This window comes from Elusimicrobiota bacterium, assembly GCA_026388155.1.
Classification (GTDB): Bacteria; Elusimicrobiota; Elusimicrobia; order Elusimicrobiales; family UBA9959; genus UBA9634.
Genome location: JAPLKI010000006.1, coordinates 131581 through 148360 on the forward strand (window position 1 = coordinate 131581; position 16780 = coordinate 148360).

Sequence of the window (16780 nt, forward strand, 5' to 3'; positions counted from 1 at the left end):
TCACAGGCCCATTGTATCAAAAATCGAGGAGTTCTCTCCCAGATAAAACATAAATATTGAACAACAAGAATGCCGTTGTTTTTTCCGCCGGGCGCGATATTTACACGCCTGCCGGCAGCCAGGAATGTTATTACGCTACCACACTTACCGGCAGTTCATTAAATACAAAAATAATTCTGATTTTAGCGGCGGCGGGAAAAATTTACAACCACGATTTACTGCGCCTGGGCGCGGCCAAGAACGCCGCGCTCTTCCTTGAGCTCGCCTGAAGGGGTTATGTGCGGGTCAATAATAAATATCGCATAAAGCTCGGCGCTTAAAGCCAGAACCGCGCGGGCGATCAGCAGGCAGGCTACGCCGTATGTGTTCCACAGGAACCCGCCCATGACCGGGCCGAGCGTCTCGCCAAGGTTTTCGCCGATGGTCATAGTGCCGATGGTTTGGGCGCGGCGGGCGCGGTCCGCTCCCGATATCTTTGCCATCATGGCGCCCCAGGCGGGGCGGAACGCCGCCTTGCCCATGTCGTCCACAACCTTGCCCACCGCCACGCCCGCCAGCGTGGGGAAGATCAAATAAAGCAAAGAAGAAATAGTGTTTGAGGCGCTCCGGATAAGAAGCACAAGCTTGCGGCTGACATTATCGGAAAGCCAACCGAAAAGCGGGCCTGAAACCAGCATGAGAGTGGTTGAAACCCCGAAAATCAGGCCGGTCTGGGCTTCACTTAGATGCGCGTACTTGGTCGCTAAAAGCGGGAAGAGCGAGTTCAGCATCGCGCTGGTGCTGGTAATCAGGAACCCGAAACCCGCGAAAGTCAGTATGGGGACCTTGGGGGAGCGGGCCCGCGCCGGCTCAGGACCGGAAGCGGCTTTTTCCGGAGGATTTGAACGGGGCTGCTCTTTGGTATAGCGCAGCACCACGTATAAAGGCAATACAGACAGGGCGAAAGCGCAGAGAAAAACAAATTTATAGTTGGAGACGGTCCAGGCCAGCAGCAGCCCGGCCGCAGTCTTGCCGATGGCGCTGGCGGTGTAGCGCGCGGTCCAATACCATGAAAAAGCGGACGCCACGGATTTCTCTCCGCCGCGTTCAGCCAGCATGGAGTTTATGGCCGGGTCGCGCAGGGATTCTATCATGCCATGCAGCAGGCGTATGCCGTAGAGCTGCCACGGCGCGCCGGCGAATGCCAGCATTAATGCGAGCGCGCTTCTGGCTGCGATGGCCAGGCTCAGGCTTGGTTTGAAACCGAAGCGGTCCGCAAACCGGCTCATAAACGGTTTCAGGGAAACTTCCGCCACGGCGTTAACGCCGAACAAAACGCCGATGGCGGTCATGCTCATGCCAAGGTGATAGGCGTATAAAGGCAGGGCGAAACTGACGATTCCGAAACTCAGCCGCGACAGAAATCCCTCGCCGATAAGCGCCAGGAGTTCAGGCGAAACGCGCGGCACTTTTAATTTCATCTGCCGCTCCCGGGGGAAGGGAGGGCCAGAGAAATTTTTCCCGCGGCGTAACTTTCTATATAATCCGCCACGGCCTGGGCCGCGTTCGGCGCGCCTTTATAGCCGGGGAAGCAGTTGACATCCACTACTGAAAGTCCGCGCGGCGTCTCAATTAGATCCAACCCGTAAAGGCCGAGGCCGAAGGCCTTACCGCAGCGCAGGGCTATGTCGCGTTCCTCCGGAGTGACCGGGCATGACCGTCCGGGCACCGAATAGCTGGTGGTGGAAAATGGTTTGCGTATGGCGAAAACCCGCTCTCCCGCGACATAAAGCCGCAGATCCTCTCCGGTTCCTTCAAGGAACTCCTGGATAAGCACGGGGCCCTGCGGAGCGGGCAGCGCTTTGACCTCTTCCGGGGTCCGCACCACTTTAATGCCTATCCCCCGCCATCCCATACAGGGCTTGACGATGAGCGGAGTCTGTTTGACGAGCGGAATGAGAAGACCCATATCCCCGGTAATCCAGGAACGCGGGGCGGGGATGCCTCCGGCGCGCAGATAGTGAAGCGAGATTATTTTATTACGGCAGGCGGCGCAGGAAGGGTAGGGATTAAGGATCCTGGCCCCCAGCCCGTAAAGCACCCCCGCAAGACTGAGGGCCAGGTCGGTGTAGGATTTAAGAAGATAGAGAGTGTTTTCCGTTTTAATATCGTCCAGCCGCGTCAGCATTTCCTCGGCTATCTCGCTCTCTACCTGGTAGCCCTTCCGGGACAATATCTCCGAAGCATCCAGGACGATCTGGCTGGGCACAGGCGGATCCCGCCTTGCCGTCATGAAACAAAGCCGCATTGTGCCTCCTAAAGGAAAGGGCATAGGGGTTAGAGGTTAGGGTATAGCGAAGGAGTTCCTTATTTCCGCACCCTCAACCCTATCACCTATACCCTGCCCTAATTCCAGGTCATGCTTTCAAGGTCAAGCAACACCCTGCCATGCTGCCACCCATCGAAAAGCCGGTACCAGGCATCCGTGGCGGACCGGCCAAGCGAGCTTGTATTGTCGATCCCGCAAAATTTATGAATGGTCTCCACCCCCCCTTGAGTGGAAACATAGTGATGCAGCTCAAACGCCGAAGAATCGCTGTACTTATTGAAGAATAGCGCCGCCGCGATGGCTAATCCGATGTTTTTGGGCTCCACACCGGCCGCCTCGGCCAGCAGCCCGGTTCCCACCAGCCTGTCGTCGTGTTTCAGTTTCCGGCCGGGCTCGCGCCCGACGCGGTCGATATGGTCGCATAACTGCGCATTGCCGATACGCTCAAGGATCTCCCGGCAGTCGCTGTCGTCGCCCGCTATCTCCTTGCCGTAGCGGGCCGCCAGTCCCTGCTGACCCTCTTTTATGACCGCCAGCACCGCGGCGCAGATCTGCGGATCCCTGATGGCGGTATGTATATATCGATAACCTTTCAGATGGCCCAGGTAAGCGGTGGTGGCGTGCGCGGCGCTGAACATAGCAAATTTTTTCTGGACCCAGGCTTCGTAATTGTCGGCCACCAGCATACCCTCTATATGAGGAAGCGTCCCGCGCAGGTCCGCAGCGTCCACGATAAATCTGGAATAAGTGTCCCCCACGAATATGAACGGCTCGTCCGACCCGGGGTTGCCTATGCGCTGGGTAACGGCCCTGGAGATCAGGACCCCGGCGAAGCCGTGGCGGTCCAACGGAAAGTCTTTCGGCAGATGCTGACCCACCCAGCCGCGCAGCGAGGGTCCGATGCTTCCGGAATTTTCAAAAGCCAGCACATTTACCGGCTTTACACGCCGCTCTATGCCGGCGGCCAGAAGCCCGGAAATGTTTTTAATATTATCGCAGCCGACCGAGGTAATGATAAGATCCGCGGCCGCTATCTCCTCAGTCACGCACTCAATTTCAGCCGCGCATACGGCGCGTATCCCGTCAACCATCACCTCCCGCGTTTCCCCCTGCCCCACCAGCCGCACGCAGTAGCGGCCCACCCGGTTAAAATGTTCGGCAATCGCGGGGCTTCGGGCGACAAAAACCACCTCGTGCCCTGAATCGCGCAAAAGCTGGCCCGCCAGCCCGCAACCTATCCGGCCGGCGCCGATTACAACCGCCTTCATAAATTATCTCCGGCAAACGCGGCTGTCCGTAAAAATCCAATACATGCCATATGCTCACTCTATCTTTTTGTCCGGCTGGTTGCCTTGAGTCTTTGGACCTTGTATATAAAAACAAATGGCCTAATAAACCTTGGGCCCTGTGTCCAATCCCTTCGCGAAAAAAGGTGACTTTGCGTGGAGAAAACGGCGGGAACTGCGGCGGAAAATTCACGTCTTTTTATTTAATACCTGACGGCCCACATGGTAAATATAATCCGCCAGCCGGAGCGCGGCGTCCGGCACCCCTTTAAACCCGGGGAAACTCTGCACATCCACTATGTAGGGTTCGCCTTTACTGATAACGACATCCAGCCCGAAAATCTTGACGCCGAAAGCCTCGCCGCAGCGAAGGGCGTAATTACGCAGGGCGGGCGTAACCGTCAAGGGGACGCCGAGTTTTTCCTTGTAAGTGGCGGCGGGCCATTTGCGCAGCACCCCGAACACCTGCCCGTCTATCACATACAGCTTGTGGTCCGGCCCGTCCGGCTTGCGGTAGCGCTGGGCGAAAACCGGTTCCCGACGGCGGTCTAACGGATGGACAAGTTCGCTCTCCTCTCTCACCACCCGCACCCCTTGCCCGTCTTTTCCGCGATACGGCTTGATGACCAGCGGCCCGTCTTTCAGCAAATAAGCGAGCTGATGCAATTCCGATGTCACAAAGGTATCGGGCACCGGCAGCTGCGCGGCCTTGAGAACCCCGGTGGAGGCGATCTTATCGCGGAGGATAACGGAAGCCGGATAAGGGTTAATGATCGCGGCCCCGGCTGCGTGGAGGATACCGGCAAGTCCCAGGCCCATATCGCCGGTATCTTTGAGCACGTAAAGGTCGTTAACGGGGCGCAGCTGACACAGACGGTTAAGATGGTCCTCCGGGTAGATAATTTCCACCTGCACGCCGTATTCCGTGAGCAGCCGCACCACTTCCGGCATTACGATACTTTTGCGGTCCGCCGCCTTACGCGACATGATTATGCCTATCTTCATATATGCGCCTTTTCTCCTCCCGCGCGGGTTACATAATCAGCCAGCCGCCGGTCAGCGTCAGGCACGCCGGTATAATTTGGGAACTCATTCACTTCAATTACAACAGGGCCTTCCGGAGTTTCAATACAGTCCACTCCGTAGAGCTCCAGGCCGAACAGTCGCCGCAGACTGCGGCCTAAATCTTCCAGCCCGGTAGTCAGCGGCACAAGCTCAACTTTCGCCGCGCGGCTTTTCCCGCCGCCAACGCCTTCATTGACTGCAAGGCCGAAAGGCGAAGGTTTGCGCACCGCGCAGATCTCGTCCCCGATACCGTAAAGCTTGAGGTCATGGCCGTCATTGACTATAAAATGCTGCGCTAAAGCAACCGGCTCGGGCCATTCAACCAGCTTCATTTCTTCCGGGGAGTGCACAAGACGAAGACCGCGGCTGTTGTCGCCGAAGATCGGTTTGAGGATGATCGGGTAGGCGGAGGACGGAATAGTTTTATACAGTTCCTGAACCGGCCCGAGGAATGTCTGAGGCGTGGGGAGACGGGCCCCGGCCAATAGCACCGCCATATCGGCTTTGTTATGAACGGAGGCGATTGCGGAACGCCGATTTATGACGCGCACTCCGCGCGCTTCAGCCCAGCCAAGCAGGCAGAGAAGATGCAAACTGCGGCCGCGCGCCACTATAAGATCCAGGTTTTCAGTCCACCGGCTGTCTTCCAGCGCGTAAGCCGAGGCCTCAGGGTCAAGACAAATCGTCTCATGGCCCGCGGCGCGCAGAGCCGCGATCAAGCCGCCCGGCTGGGCCTGGGAAAGATACCGTTTCTCAACTAGAATTCCTATGCGCATAAAAGTCAGGTCAGGTTAAAAATGGGGTGTAAGGGTGTGGAATTTTAAACAGACTTTAATTTTTCACTGTCTACGCCCCGCCGCAACGTACAATATAATAAAATCCGGACTTCCATGACTTGAGGCCTTCGGCCTTTTATGTTTTGTCAAAAGACCCAGTGCGGCGTGGGCCTTTTGACAATGCCATACCGCTTCTCTCTATTTTCTCTCATCCATAATTCTTAATACGTTTCCCCGCTCCTTTTGAACCGCCAGGCGCAGGGTTTCTTCCGGGTGAGAGAGCGATTCTTTGAGCGAAAAATATTTTGAGGCGTCAATAACGGCGGTTATGCCGGCTGCGGAAAGCTTTTTTTTAGCGATAAAACGGGAACTGCCGCATACCATAACCAGCGGTTTTCCGAAAGTCTTTGTCATGGCGGCCACGGCGGCGGGAGCCTTGCCTGAAAAAGTCTGGTCGTCAAAGCGTCCCTCTCCCGTTATCACCAGATCCGCCGCTTTCACTTTAGTTTTGAAATCCAGTTTTTCCAGAACGAAGCCGGCGCCGTCTAAAAGCTCCGCCCCGAAAAAAGCGTAAAGTCCCGCGCCAAGCCCGCCCGCCGCGGCCCCTCTTTCAAGACGGGCGACAGCGGAACCAATATCCCTTTTTATAACGGCCGCGTAATTCATAAGCGCTTTTTCCATAAGCCTCACCTGCGCGGGACCGGCGCCTTTTTGCGGACCGTAAACTCTGGCCGAACCGTGCGGGCCGCAAAGCGGGTTGACGACATCCGCCAAAGCCCGCACTTTCACTTTTTCCAGCTTCAACGCGGCATTAAGCCCGGATATGGAAGCCAGGTCAAGCAGGCCTTTTGCGCCCGGACCGATGGCGCGGCCTTTTTTATCAAGCAGTTTAAAGCCGAAGGCGGCCGCGCAGCCGGCTCCGCCGTCATTTGACGCGCTGCCCCCTAGCCCGATTATAATTTCGCGGGCGTCCGATCTTAAAGCTTCGTCTATTAATTCTCCCACGCCCGCGGTGCCGGCCTCCATCGGTTTTCTGACTCCGGGTTTCAGGAGTTTCAGACCGGAAGCCTCCGCCATTTCTATAACGGCGGTTTGACCGGCCAAAGCCAGACGCGCTTTAACTTTCCCGCCAAGAGGCCCGTTGACGTTGACGCTTATGATACGCCCGCCCAGCGCCGGAGAGAGAGCGTCAATTAAGCCGTCGCCGCCGTCTGAAACCGGAATCTGTTCAAAAACCGCGTCAGGGAAGAGCGGTTGTAAAGCGCTTTCAAGCGCCGCGGCCGCCTCACGGCCTGAAAGTGTGCCCTTAAATGCGTTGGGTGCTATTAAAATCCGCATGACTAAATGATAGAATAAGTGGGGAGAGAATAGCGAATAGCGGTGGAATACCGCATCTGATCTTAAATCTGGAATCTTGAATCTTTAATTTTGAATTTTATCCAATGAACACAACCAAGCCCAGCATAGTCTACCGTTATAAAACCGGGCTTTACGTTAACCTCACCAACCGCTGCCCCACTGCCTGCGTTTTCTGCATAAAAAACAAGTGGAACATGGACTATCGCGGAGCCAATTTAAACCTTGAGGATCTTGAGCCGTCCCCCGCGGAGGTCGCGCGGCTGGCGGCTCAAACTTACGCGGAAAAATCATTTGACGAACTGGTTTTTTGCGGTTACGGAGAGCCCGCCATGCGCTGGGACGCCGTTCTGGAAACAGCGCGCCTGATCAGATCAGGCGGCGCGGCCCCCGTTCCCTCCGGCATGAAGATACGCCTGAACACCAATGGCCTGGCAAACCTTATCTGCGGAAGGAATGTGGCGCCGGAGCTTAAAGGCCTGGTGGATGCCGTACATGTAAGCCTGAACGCCTCGGAGCCAGGGCGCTGGGCCGAACTGATGCGCCCGCAGGCGCGATACGCGGAAAAAGGCTTTGAAAGCGTAAAAGACTTTATACGGGACACGGCCCGCCTCCTGCCGGAAACGATCGCCACCATCATTGATTGCGACAGGCGGGAAATGGCCGCCTTTGAAAATCTGGTTGCCGGACTGGGCGCCAAACCCAGGGTAAGGGCTGCGCTATGATGGAAAAAAAATCCGTGCTGCTGACGGTCGCACTGCTCGCGCTCATCATTGTAAGCGTGCCCAGCGTGCTTTTTAACAACGCCATTCAGAAATATTTCAAGTTCGTGAATTCCTGGAGCGTGGCCACGATAAAACCCTCAAGGCTGGCCCGGCTGCCTGAAACGCACTACCGCGGCGTAAAATACGGAGAACCGCCCCAGCCGGAGCTGCGATTTATTAAATTTTCGGTCAGGCTGCGCGGGGCGAAAAAAGTAAAAGTGGCGGCCGATTTCAATAAATGGGATCCGGACGCGCTTGAGCTGGTGAAAAAAGGAAAAAATGTCTGGGAAACGATAGTGCCGCTGCCGCCTGGCGTTTACCGTTACCTTTATAATATAGACGGTCAAAGCGTTTTGGACCCCATGAACCCGGACACCGACATGGATGCGGGCCGAAAAGTTTCACTTCTTACCGTAAAATAAGGGAACGGCTCAGGTTGTAAGGTCCGCGGTTCAAGGGTTCAATTTCACGGTTCAAGATTATTTTTTTACGATCTTCTTGTGCTCCCTGATTTCCAACCGTTGAACCGCGAACCCGAGAGTTGCAAAACACAGGAGATTATAATGCGCGCGCGTTTACTGATATTTTCATTCTTTTTATCTTTCTCCCGCGCGGCAAACGCCCAGCAATCCTTGCTTTGGATTCCGGCGGACGATTCGAATATAGAGAAAGTTTTCAACCTGCTTGAAACCGGCAAAGACCTTAAGCTTACCGCAGCCCTTGGCGTCCTGCCTAAAACCCTGGAGGAAAGAGCGAAAAAACTAGCCATAGAAGGCCGCCTTGAGCCGGCCATGCGGGCGCAGGGAGATCCCATACTGCCGCTTTTTTACTACCCCGGCGAACAAAGCGTTTTGTGGCAGAACAAGCCCTCCACGCCCATAGCTTCGAACGATAAATATTTTTTGGCGCTGCGCCTGGCCCAGGCTAAAGATATATACGTGAAAACTTTCAAAATGCAGCCGCAGGGGCTGGTCAGCGCGCCGGGCGGATTTTTAGCGGATTATCTGCCCTTGACTAAAGCTTTAGGGCTGAAATGGGCGGCCACGGGACCCGCGGTGTCCACAGCGGCCTCAGTCTTTGAGTGCGGCGGAGTTTACGCGGTTCCCTTTGTAAAATATTCTTCGCAGGCCTCGCCCGGCTCCGCCGCGGCCTTCACCGTTTTTGACGAGACCCTGCCCGGCGCCCGGGAGGAAACCAGAAAAGAGCTGCTGTCTTTCCTGGCCGCGAAGCCGGCCGGGGGCTGGCTTACGGTTTCACAAGCTCTTAAAATCGCCGTTTCCTCTTCCGTCACGGCACATGAGCTTTCCGCCGCGCGCCCCTGGAGCGGGGATTACACACTCTGGGCCGCCGCTCCGGCCCAAACCGGCGCCATGGCCGCTTTCGCCAAAACGCGCGCGGACCTGATGCTTTACCTGAACGAGAAACAGGGGGATTTCAAAGCGGCGCGAAGCGCTTTTGAGGCCTATTTCGCGGCTGAAGACACACAAAAGCTGGAGCTTCTGGCCTCAACGGATACCGAATTGGGCCGGGGAACTGAAACGGAAATGCAAAACTCCCTTTCCGATGCCTACCGCCTTATGGGTAAAAATCCGCCCGCATGGCTATTCTCAGGTTTTGCCCGGATGTTAAGCGGTGAACTCACGCAGGACAAGCTTTCTGTAAGCGTTGACACCGCCGGTTTCAGAGCCGTTAATTCTTCCAGAAAGCCGGAACTGCCGGAGAGCCCTCCCGCGCTCTCCAGAGACTCAGACCCCTACAAGGTGTGGAAACTCTCGGCCTTTGAAACGACTCTCGGCGAAACCGAAACGGTGTTTAAGTTTTATCCGCTTCAGATAGATAATTCCAGGCGTTCCCCGGCCGGTTTCAGCTACGCGCGCTTTGACCTTTATATTGACATAAACCACAGCCCGCGCGCCGGCTCCACAAAACTGCTTGACGGCGCGGACGGACGCCTGTTCCCTGATAACGCCTGGGACTACGCCCTTCAGGTTTTGCCCGGCAAGGCCTCTCTTTACCTGTCTACGGCAAGAGGGCCGAAGCTGCTGGGCCGTGCGGCGGCGCGGATTGAGAGCGGAGCCGTAACAGTGCGGGTGCCTAAATTACTGCTTGGCGGCAACCCGCTCTCATGGGGGTATGCGGCCCTGATGCTCGCCCCGGTCGCCGGAGAAAAATATTTTATAACCGATTATATAGCGGAAGATTTTTCAAACGGCTACTTTTACGCATTAAGACCGCGCTAAAGAAAATTCACGATTTAAGATTCAAGATTAGGTGGAATAGTCCTGACAGCATGGGCAATTCAAGATTTGCAGGTCTTCAATTCTTAATCTTAACTCTTCAATCTTGAATCCGGATTCTTCAATCCTTCTTTCCCCTTAGTCCTATTCCGGCCTGGGCCTGTTGCCGGAAAACAAAAGGACTTTAGCGCCTTAATGACCTCCCCGCACAATTTATAGAATTTTAACGGAAGTAAATTAAAGGGAGGTATAGTTTAAATGAAAAAATCAGTGTTATGTTCCATAACAGCGTTCATACTCGCTTCATCCGCCAACATCTTCGCCGGGACCCCCAGAGCCATTGACCAGCTTGCGGCCCAGGCCCCGAAGCAGCAGACCGCGGTACTGCCTGAAGCCAAGCCTGAAGCCACCGCCGTCGTCATCACAGAAAAAGGCCAGCCGGTCAGAACCATTTTCTTCGAAATGGACAAGGGAAATCCATGGATTGACGCTATCTTCGGAAATAATAACAACAATAATGGCAACAACAACGGCTACAACAATGGCTATGACCAATACGGCAGAATGAACTGCGTGGCATCGGACATGGGTTGGGAAGAACATTGGGGCGGACACGGCGGCGGCCCAAGCGAGCTGCGCGCCTGTCAGGAATGTCTTCAGGTTCACGGCGACTGCCGCTTCAGCTGCTCCGTGGAACAGTTCCGCTGCACCGCCCAGTTCAACCCGGCTCCGGTAGCCGCCGGACAGCCGCAGCCCGCCCCCTCCACTTATACCGGCGATCTGCGCCCGGACCAGGGGAGCGCCCAGGACAGCGCGGTACTGCGCTGCATGCAGTCCACACAGGGCCTGCAGGGCAACTGCTCCGTCACCAACTGCAACAGGGAAAGCCAGGTTGTCAGAAGCGGCCGCTGCAGAAAATAACACTTCTGCTTTGGTTGTTTTAGAATTAGTAATTTAAAATCAAAGGGCGTTCGCCTAAGGCGGACGCCCTTCGTTATTTTGTAATATATTCACATGCAACGGGATAAAATAATAGATTTTATAGACGGATACCTGGACAGCAAAAATACGAAGGACCTTTCTTGGAACGGCCTGCAGGTTGAAGGCGCGCCGGAAGTAAAAAAAATAGCATTCGGCGTTTCGGCCTCGCTTGAATGTATAAAACGCGCGGCCGCTTCAGGCGCTGACCTGCTTATAGTCCATCACGGACTGCTTTGGGGCAAGGTCCAGCCCTTCAAAGGCCCTTTCAAACAAAAACTTGAACTGCTTTTTAAAAGCGGGATGTCGCTGGCCGCCTGGCATCTGCCGCTGGACAAGCACCCTGTCGCGGGCAACAACGCGCGCATACTTAAAATGCTTGGAGCGAAACAGCTTAAGCCTTTCGGCGTATACGACGGAGTGAGCATTGGGTTTAAAGGGGCTTTCCCCGGCGGCAAGAACATTGACGCCGTGATAAACGCCCTTACCGGGGACTTAGGCTCCGACATCCTCGGTTTTCGCTTCGGCCCGAAAAAAATAAAAACGCTGGGGGTGGTGAGCGGCGGCGCGGATTCTATGTTCATCCAGGCCATAGAAGCCGGACTTGACCTCTACATTACCGGGGAAGTCTCGGAATTCGTGCAGGAAACGGCGCGCGAAAACGCCGCAAATTTTATTTCGGCCGGCCATTACAACACCGAAAAACCCGGCGTACAGGCGCTGGCGGAATTACTGAAAGACAGATTCAAGGTAAAAACAGAATTCATAGACGTGCCGAATCCGGTATAGGGTTAAAACAGGGGTCAGCGGATAGGGGAACTTATCAAACCCGGCGCTGTTACACAGACCGCTACCTGATCTGTAGTAAATATAAGGGCACTTATTGTTAACCCCCCCATCTGAAACTTCCGGACACCTAAAAAATTTACAAAAGCATTGCCCTCTCGCGATCAAGATGAAGAAGTCAGCACCCATAAGTGAAACTATATCCACGCCGCTCCTATACCTTTTTTGCATGGCGTTTTTATTGACAATATTGTGGGACTGGAAGCAGATTGATTTCGGTTTTAATATAGCCGATGAAGGTTTTCTGTGGTATGGAACCTGGAGGACTATTTTAAGAGAAATCCCGGTTCGCGACTTTCAGTCATATTTCCCGGGGCGATATTATTGGGGCGCGTTTTGGAGTATTTTTTTGGGAAACGGCTTTATTTCGGTAAGATTATCCTGTATCATATTTCAATTTGTTACTCTTACATTGGGGCTTTTTACATTAAACCGCCTGCGCGCTCCACTATGGTTTCTCTTAGTTTCCGGCATTATCCTGTTAACCTGGATATTCCCTATATATAAATCTTACGATTCAGGCCTAGCCATGGCCGGGGTTTATTTTGCCGTTCTTATTATGGAAAACCCGTCTCTTTTAAGACACTTTATCGGAGGAATTTTCGCCGGGCTTGCTCTGTTTTTTGGGTTAAATCATGGTTTATATGCGGCCACAGGGCTATTCTTAATTGTCGTTTTCACCTGGGCAGGGATATCCCGGCATGATTTATTAAAACGCTTTGCAAGTTATATATGCGGTTTTTTTGCAGGCAACTTGCCATTACTGGCAATGTGGCTGACTATCCCTGGATTTTTTAAAAGTTGCATGGCGCAAATAACGTCCTTATTTCAATTAGGGACCACTAACTTGTCCCTGCCGATTCCATGGCCATGGGTGGTATGGAATAATCTGTACTCACGAACAGGCTTTTTAAATACTGTATTATTTAAAGATTTTATTGACGGTGTTATTCTAATTGTGTGGCTTTTTTTAATTGTATCGGCTCCTGTCTATCTCTTTATCAAGAGGAAACATCTCGCTGATAATCCGGCAATAACCGTTTTGGCTGCCGGCGTATTCATGTCTATTCCGCGTTTACACCACTTCCTTTCAAGGGCCGACCTTGAACATCTTGCCAATTCTCTTCATCCGGTATTATTTGGTTTACTATCTGTGCCTTTTTTAGTTAACCATAAAAACAAAAAGATATTAGGCGCAACAGCACTGATTTTGCTGCTATTATCCTATCCTGTCATAAACAATAGTTTATTAGCGGAAAGGTTAACCGAAAAAAGTGAAAATTCGGCAATCGTGAAATTAGGGGGCGACAATATCTTTGCGCCTGTTTATATAGCGAACTTAATTCAAATGCTAAAGCATTGCAAAGACAAATATCTGTCGCCTGGTGAAACGATTTTGACTATCCCTTTCTACCCCGGTGCATATCCGATATTAGAGCAAAAATCCCCTATTTACGAAATTTATCCTTTATTTAAAGCACCGGATGACAGACAAAAGGAGATCATCGCTGAGATAAAAACGGGAAATGTCGGCTTGATATTTTTTGCTTATTTGAATCTCGATGGCAATAAAGACAGATCTTTTCCTGCTGCTTATCACATGGTTTTTGAGCACATTATGAACAGTTTTGATAATATAAGCGCGAATGAAGGATTGCCTCCCGGATATTATTTATTTCGCAGGAAAAACAGGAAAGGTTCTTCTTAATTATTTCCCACGGCCTTACCAGTTTTTTTCCTGGACCAACGGTAAGAAAATAAATACCCGCGGAAAACTACGCGGGTATATTATTTTTAAAAGCGCTGCCTTGACTAAAATACAAACCCCCGGCGGTTTCATGGCCGCCGGGGGAAATTACGCAGGGCAACAACCGCTTAACCCGAATCCTGCAAGCAGGATTCGCCCGAAGGGCAGCTCTTTTACCCTATGATTCAACAACTAATCGGGTAAAAGGGCTGGATTACCCCGCCCTTTTACGCTCGCTGACAGGTTTTGAGCGTATTTTTTTGCGCGCGCCGTACCAAATACTCATCCGCCTTGCTTACCGTCGGAAAAGGGCGGCCTCTTTGGGGCGAAAGTTGCAGTCAGCTGCAACTTTCGGGTTAATACCTGTAGTGATCCGCCTTGTAGGGGCCTTCCGGTTTTACACCGATATAATCAGCCTGCTCCTGGGTGAGACGGGTCAGCTTCACGCCTATTTTTTCAAGGTGCAGCCTGGCGACTTCTTCGTCCAGCTGTTTCGGCAGCCTGTACACGCCCACGGCCATCTTTTTAGTCCAGAGTTCCAGTTGGGCCAGGGTCTGGTTTGAGAACGAGTTGCTCATCACGAACGAGGGATGGCCGTTGGCGCAGCCGAGGTTCACCAGGCGGCCGTCGGCCAGTATGAAGATGGACTTATCTCCCGGCAGACAGTACTTGTCCACCTGGGGCTTTATGTTGACAACAGTCACGCCTTTGGTCTTTTTAAGCGCGTTCACCTGTATTTCGTTGTCAAAATGGCCGATATTGCAGACTATGGCCTGGTCCTTCATTTTGAGCATGTGCTCCACGCGGATAATGTCCCTGTTGCCTGTGGTGGTCACATAGATATCGCCAACGCCCAGCGTGTCTTCCACCGTGGAAACTTCAAAGCCCTCCATAGCCGCCTGAAGGGCACAGATGGGGTCGATTTCCGTAACGATCACGCGCGCTCCGAAACCGCGCAGCGACCTGGACGAGCCCTTTCCCACATCCCCGTAGCCGCACACCACACAAACTTTGCCGGCCACCATTACGCCCGTTGCCCGCTTAATACCGTCCACCAGCGATTCCCTGCAGCCGTAGAGGTTGTCGAATTTGGATTTAGTAACCGAGTCGTTGACATTGATGGCGGGCACCATAAGTTCGCCCGCTTCGTGCATCTGGTAAAGCCGATGTACGCCGGTGGTGGTCTCTTCGGAGACGCCCTTCCATTCTTTCACGGAATTGTGCCAGCGTTTCGGGTTCCTCTTAAGCTCCGCTTTAAGGAAATTGTTGAGTTCCAGCTCATCCTCTCCTCCGGCCTTCGCGTCAAGTATTTTCGGGTTGTTCTCCGCGGCCACGCCCCTGTGCAGCATCATTGTGGCGTCACCCCCGTCGTCCACTATAAGGTTCGGGCCTTTGCCGCCGTGAAAATCAAGAGCGCGGTCGGTGCACCACCAGTATTCGGCCAGCGTTTCGCCCTTCCAGGCAAAAACAGGTATGCCGGTTCTGGCGATGGCGGCCGCGGCCTGGTCCTGGGTGGAGAAAATGTTGCAGGAGCACCAGCGCACCTCGGCCCCCAACGCCGCGAGCGTCTCTATTAAAACGGCCGTCTGGGTGGTCATGTGAAGCGAACCCATTATCCGCGCGCCTTTCAGCGGCTTTTTGGCCGAGAATTTTTTGCGTATGGCCAAAAGACCCGGCATTTCCTTTTCGGCTATCTCTATTTCCCTGCGGCCCCATTCGGCCAGGGCAATGTCTTTAACTTTAAAATCCTTATTCATGGTCTGGGTATCCTCCTGAATTTCAGTTTTTCCGACCTTGGTAAGATTGGGCATGGTATTTGCTCCTTAAACGATCCCGATTTTCCTAAAATCCAATACAATTATAACTTTTTTCCCGGGCTTTTCGGGAATACGGAGGAGCGACATGCCGCCCCAGGCGGTTATAGGCTTGCCGGCGAAGGTTGCCGCTGTTGGCTTTGCGGTCTGTAATGTGGTAGTTTGTATAGGCACGGTTTCGTTCCTCCGTTCTTCCAGACAGATGATACGAAACCGTGCTCGATTTTAACGGTCAACCGAGGTTTTCAGGCTGATGAACCGGCTTCCGATAGCCTGAAAAATTCAGTTGAATTTTTCCCTTCGCGGAGCTCAGGTGCGCTTCGCGCGGCATACACCCTCGCAAATTCTGCGCGCAATGCGCTTGATTTGCGACCCGCAACGCGGGGAATCCTGCATATTTTTGTTCCTTATGTTTCCAAATGAGAATGACCTTGAACTGCAGGATTCAGGATAATGCAGAACGCGAGCATTGTTAAAGACAGCTGATATATGAAAAAACCTTTCAGACGCGCTTTTATCGAGATAACCAACGCATGCAACCTCTCCTGCGTTTTCTGCGCCGCTTCTTCCCGCCCAGCGGCCGTCATGCCCATAAAGACCTTTGAAAACGCCGCAAAGCAGGCCGGGGAACTGGCCGAAGTCATTTCGCTGCATGTCCTGGGCGAACCGCTCACCCACCCGGAATTCCCGGCGATACTTGCATGCTGCACCCGTCTGGGGCTTAAATTAAACCTCGTCACCAACGGTACAATGCTTGAAAACTTCCCACCCGCCGTTTTTGCCGAGAAGTGCCTGTCGCAAATTTCAATTTCGCTGCAGGCGCTCTCCTGCCTGCCGGCGGCCGGGCGCGAAACCGAAATAGGCCGCCTGGCGCGATTCGCTCTTTCAAAGCCTCCCGGCCTCACCATAGGCTTCCGCCTGCGTTCCGGCGGGGAAGAGACTTTTTTCCGGGAAACCCTGAAAAGCCTGCTGGCGGCTTTTGCCCGCGGCGGGCGGCCGGAGGCGGATTTTGTGAAACTGGGAGAAGGCATTTTTCTTAATTTCGGGGGGATTTTTGGCTGGCCCCGCCCTTTTGGTCCCAATGTAAAAAACCCAAAAGGGCGGGGCTGGCCCGGCGGGGAAGGCGGAAAAGCAAAACACGGCTGCCTGGGGCTGAGGCACCACTTCGGCATTCTCAGCGACTGCCGGGTGGTGCCCTGCTGCGCGGATTTTGACGGCAGGCTTGCGATAGGAAATATTAACGATAATACGCTTGCGCATATCCTTGGCAGCGCGGAGGCGCTGGCGCTGCGCAAAAGCATCGCCGGCATTACGCCTATGCCCGCCTATTGCTCCTCCTGCGGCTTCACCGCCCCGGACAGTTGAGCTAAATTCCAGCCCGAAAGATTTCAGGCTCATCCTTGGATTGGAAAATGCTGAAACCGGGCTCAAGCCGCAAAGAGCGTTCTGGAGATCGGTTTTCAGCATTGTTTCCGCCCTCCCCGCGGGGCTGGGCTACGCCTGGGCTGTATGGGAAAAAGACGGACGCACCTGGCATGACCTGATAGCCGGAATAAAAATAGTAAAAAGCTGATATTTAAAGGGGCTAAGGGCGAGGGGTTAG

The 16780-nt window shown here is 53.7% G+C and carries 16 protein-coding genes; 9 read left to right on the forward strand and 7 right to left on the reverse strand.

What is annotated here, in order from left to right:
* Positions 1 to 56 precede the first annotated feature (56 nt).
* Positions 57 to 269, forward strand: coding sequence for a hypothetical protein (locus NTX59_02115; GenBank protein MCX5784464.1), 213 nt, complete (start codon positions 57 to 59; stop codon positions 267 to 269).
* Here the strand turns inward: NTX59_02115 and NTX59_02120 are convergent.
* From NTX59_02120 to NTX59_02145, 6 genes are all read right to left on the reverse strand, one after another.
* A complete protein-coding gene (locus tag NTX59_02120) occupies positions 216 to 1460 on the reverse strand; it encodes an MFS transporter (protein MCX5784465.1) in 1245 nt (414 codons plus the stop codon). The two genes, NTX59_02115 and NTX59_02120, sit on opposite strands and share 54 nt — an antisense overlap.
* Positions 1457 to 2287 (reverse strand): ATP-grasp domain-containing protein, encoded by an 831-nt coding sequence (locus NTX59_02125; protein ID MCX5784466.1) that lies wholly within the window; start codon positions 2285 to 2287, stop codon positions 1457 to 1459. The genes NTX59_02120 and NTX59_02125 overlap by 4 nt, the downstream gene beginning before the upstream one ends.
* Positions 2288 to 2385: 98 nt before the next feature.
* Entirely contained in the window at positions 2386 to 3576 is a 1191-nt protein-coding gene (locus NTX59_02130; protein ID MCX5784467.1) for a hypothetical protein, read from the reverse strand.
* A 207-nt stretch (positions 3577 to 3783) separates the two neighbouring features.
* The gene (locus NTX59_02135) at positions 3784 to 4599 is read right to left on the reverse strand and encodes an ATP-grasp domain-containing protein (GenBank protein MCX5784468.1); all 816 of its coding nucleotides are present in this window, start codon (positions 4597 to 4599) and stop codon (positions 3784 to 3786) included.
* Positions 4596 to 5435, reverse strand: coding sequence for an ATP-grasp domain-containing protein (locus tag NTX59_02140; protein ID MCX5784469.1), 840 nt, complete (start codon positions 5433 to 5435; stop codon positions 4596 to 4598). Before NTX59_02140 ends, NTX59_02135 begins: the two co-directional genes overlap by 4 nt.
* 198 nt (positions 5436 to 5633) lie before the next feature.
* Positions 5634 to 6773 carry a glycerate kinase gene (locus NTX59_02145; GenBank protein ID MCX5784470.1) on the reverse strand — a complete coding sequence of 380 codons (1140 nt, stop codon included), beginning with the start codon at positions 6771 to 6773 and terminating at the stop codon, positions 5634 to 5636.
* Positions 6774 to 6877: 104 nt separating this feature from the next.
* On the opposite strand from NTX59_02145, the gene NTX59_02150 reads away from it, so the two are divergent.
* From NTX59_02150 to NTX59_02175, 6 genes are all read left to right on the forward strand, one after another.
* Positions 6878 to 7516 carry a TatD family nuclease-associated radical SAM protein gene (locus NTX59_02150; protein ID MCX5784471.1) on the forward strand — a complete coding sequence of 213 codons (639 nt, stop codon included), beginning with the start codon at positions 6878 to 6880 and terminating at the stop codon, positions 7514 to 7516.
* Positions 7513 to 7977, forward strand: a complete 465-nt coding sequence (locus NTX59_02155; GenBank protein ID MCX5784472.1) for a glycogen-binding domain-containing protein — start codon at positions 7513 to 7515, stop codon at positions 7975 to 7977. Before NTX59_02150 ends, NTX59_02155 begins: the two co-directional genes overlap by 4 nt.
* A gap of 141 nt (positions 7978 to 8118) precedes the next feature.
* Positions 8119 to 9795 (forward strand): hypothetical protein, encoded by a 1677-nt coding sequence (locus NTX59_02160; protein MCX5784473.1) that lies wholly within the window; start codon positions 8119 to 8121, stop codon positions 9793 to 9795.
* 255 nt (positions 9796 to 10050) lie between these two features.
* Positions 10051 to 10713, forward strand: a complete 663-nt coding sequence (locus NTX59_02165) for a hypothetical protein (GenBank protein MCX5784474.1) — start codon at positions 10051 to 10053, stop codon at positions 10711 to 10713.
* Between the two features lie 93 nt (positions 10714 to 10806).
* Complete coding sequence (locus NTX59_02170; GenBank protein MCX5784475.1) at positions 10807 to 11559, forward strand: Nif3-like dinuclear metal center hexameric protein; 753 nt, start codon at positions 10807 to 10809, stop codon at positions 11557 to 11559.
* 166 nt (positions 11560 to 11725) lie between these two features.
* Positions 11726 to 13324, forward strand: coding sequence for a hypothetical protein (locus NTX59_02175; GenBank protein ID MCX5784476.1), 1599 nt, complete (start codon positions 11726 to 11728; stop codon positions 13322 to 13324).
* 395 nt (positions 13325 to 13719) lie between these two features.
* Here the strand turns inward: NTX59_02175 and ahcY are convergent, their stop codons facing one another.
* Positions 13720 to 15120, reverse strand: a complete 1401-nt coding sequence (gene ahcY, locus NTX59_02180; GenBank protein ID MCX5784477.1) for an adenosylhomocysteinase — start codon at positions 15118 to 15120, stop codon at positions 13720 to 13722.
* A 546-nt stretch (positions 15121 to 15666) separates the two neighbouring features.
* Here ahcY and NTX59_02185 point away from each other — a divergent pair.
* On the forward strand, positions 15667 to 16542 hold the full coding sequence (locus tag NTX59_02185; protein ID MCX5784478.1) for a radical SAM protein: 876 nt from the start codon (positions 15667 to 15669) through the stop codon (positions 16540 to 16542).
* A gap of 40 nt (positions 16543 to 16582) precedes the next feature.
* Positions 16583 to 16750 (forward strand): RDD family protein, encoded by a 168-nt coding sequence (locus NTX59_02190; GenBank protein ID MCX5784479.1) that lies wholly within the window; start codon positions 16583 to 16585, stop codon positions 16748 to 16750.
* The last annotated feature ends 30 nt before the right edge of the window (positions 16751 to 16780 follow it).

Excerpts from the sequence above, each read along its gene's own strand:
- NTX59_02120 (MCX5784465.1), bottom strand. The coding sequence starts at position 1,460 with ATGAAATTAAAAGTGCCGCGCGTTTCGCCTGAACTCCTGGCGCTTATC.
- NTX59_02125 (MCX5784466.1), bottom strand. The coding sequence starts at position 2,287 with ATGCGGCTTTGTTTCATGACGGCAAGGCGGGATCCGCCTGTGCCCAGC.
- NTX59_02130 (MCX5784467.1), bottom strand. The coding sequence starts at position 3,576 with ATGAAGGCGGTTGTAATCGGCGCCGGCCGGATAGGTTGCGGGCTGGCG.
- NTX59_02135 (MCX5784468.1), bottom strand. The coding sequence starts at position 4,599 with ATGAAGATAGGCATAATCATGTCGCGTAAGGCGGCGGACCGCAAAAGT.
- NTX59_02140 (MCX5784469.1), bottom strand. The coding sequence starts at position 5,435 with ATGCGCATAGGAATTCTAGTTGAGAAACGGTATCTTTCCCAGGCCCAG.
- NTX59_02145 (MCX5784470.1), bottom strand. The coding sequence starts at position 6,773 with ATGCGGATTTTAATAGCACCCAACGCATTTAAGGGCACACTTTCAGGC.
- NTX59_02150 (MCX5784471.1), top strand. The coding sequence starts at position 6,878 with ATGAACACAACCAAGCCCAGCATAGTCTACCGTTATAAAACCGGGCTT.
- NTX59_02155 (MCX5784472.1), top strand. The coding sequence starts at position 7,513 with ATGATGGAAAAAAAATCCGTGCTGCTGACGGTCGCACTGCTCGCGCTC.
- NTX59_02160 (MCX5784473.1), top strand. The coding sequence starts at position 8,119 with ATGCGCGCGCGTTTACTGATATTTTCATTCTTTTTATCTTTCTCCCGC.
- NTX59_02165 (MCX5784474.1), top strand. The coding sequence starts at position 10,051 with ATGAAAAAATCAGTGTTATGTTCCATAACAGCGTTCATACTCGCTTCA.
- NTX59_02170 (MCX5784475.1), top strand. The coding sequence starts at position 10,807 with ATGCAACGGGATAAAATAATAGATTTTATAGACGGATACCTGGACAGC.
- NTX59_02175 (MCX5784476.1), top strand. The coding sequence starts at position 11,726 with ATGAAGAAGTCAGCACCCATAAGTGAAACTATATCCACGCCGCTCCTA.
- ahcY (MCX5784477.1), bottom strand. The coding sequence starts at position 15,120 with ATGAATAAGGATTTTAAAGTTAAAGACATTGCCCTGGCCGAATGGGGC.
- NTX59_02185 (MCX5784478.1), top strand. The coding sequence starts at position 15,667 with ATGAAAAAACCTTTCAGACGCGCTTTTATCGAGATAACCAACGCATGC.